We start from the raw sequence: 532 nt of genomic DNA on the forward strand, positions 1-532 counted from the left end.
GGCACGTTGAGGCCGGCAAAGTTCTGGCCCTGAAAGGCCGCATTCTTCCGAACCTTTGTTCTATTCGGCGCTACCTGCCCACCATTTGCCGGTCAGGCGTGATCGGGACAGGGGTCGGAGCACTTCCCGGAGTTGGCGAAGATGTCGCCGGTTGGGTCAGCTACGGTGTTGGCAAGACCGTATCTACTGAGGGCAACAAGTTCGGCAAAGGGTCATTGGAAGGTCTGCTGTGTTCTGAGACCGCAAATAACGCCTGTATTGGCGGCGCGCTGATCCCGCTTTTGGTGTTGGGTATACCCGGTTCACCACCTGCGGCCGCTTTGATGGGCGCTTTCAAGATTAACAATGTGATCCCGGGGCCGACGATTGATCCCGAGATCATTCTCCGCGTGGTTGCAATCCTGGTGCTGGCATCGCTGACAATGTTCCTGATGGGGCTTTTCACCGCTCGGGTATTTATCAAGATACTTGCCATCCCGCAGACCATCTTCTTGCCCGTCGTGATGGTTCTGACAACAATCGGGTCATTCAG

The 532-nt window shown here is 56.0% G+C and carries 1 protein-coding gene; it reads left to right on the plus strand.

Features of this window, described 5'->3' with window-relative positions; genetic code table 11:
* Positions 1-532: tripartite tricarboxylate transporter permease (locus ACR0E6_RS23030; RefSeq protein ID WP_480587797.1), on the plus strand; the 532-nt coding region annotated here is incomplete at both ends.

This window comes from Ruegeria sp. AP12, from assembly GCF_056540025.1.